The 561-nt window shown below is 41.5% G+C and carries 1 pseudogene; it reads left to right on the top strand.

The window, feature by feature from the left end:
• Positions 1-561, top strand: a pseudogene (locus tag HMPREF9304_RS14780) (hypothetical protein); the annotation flags it as partial.

Genomic DNA, 561 nt, shown 5'->3' with positions numbered 1-561 from the left:
TTTCGGAGAGCTGGAGTATTGCTTCAATCAATACTTCAGTAAATATTGCGCTCCCGTCATCATCAAGGATTACAGATACTATCATCGTAAGCAGAACGAAGAGTTCTATAAGGCTTACAATAAGACACCAGCCATCATCGGTGCAGGCTCCGTTTTCCAAGGCATGATACGTATGCAAACTGCAAATGTAAGAGCTGCATCGGAGGGGAAGTGGAGTAAAAAGAATCTCGATGATTTTATAGATGGTGTCGTTAAGAAGATTATTTCTGGCAAGAATTTCCAGAATGATTGGGGAAACTTAATTGATAGATACAGGGAATCCCTGATTGCCAAGTTGGGAACAAAAGGCTATCTTCACGTTGCTGAACAATTGGGGAAAACCGAAGGTCAGAAATTTATAGACCCAGCTATTCACTATGGTCAGTTACGCTTCATGGAGTTGCTCAAAGAACATTTGGCTCGGACAGACATGCCCAAGTCCTCCATGGAATACATTCTGAAGGAAGGAATAAACAATTCTATCTTTATGAGTTTAGGTAGCAGGTTTATGCGTGGTCGAGA

It is taken from the genome of Hoylesella timonensis S9-PR14 (assembly GCF_000762405.1).
GTDB classification, from domain to species: domain Bacteria; phylum Bacteroidota; class Bacteroidia; order Bacteroidales; family Bacteroidaceae; genus Prevotella; species Prevotella timonensis_A.
This window is presented reverse-complemented; position numbering and strand designations above follow the sequence as displayed.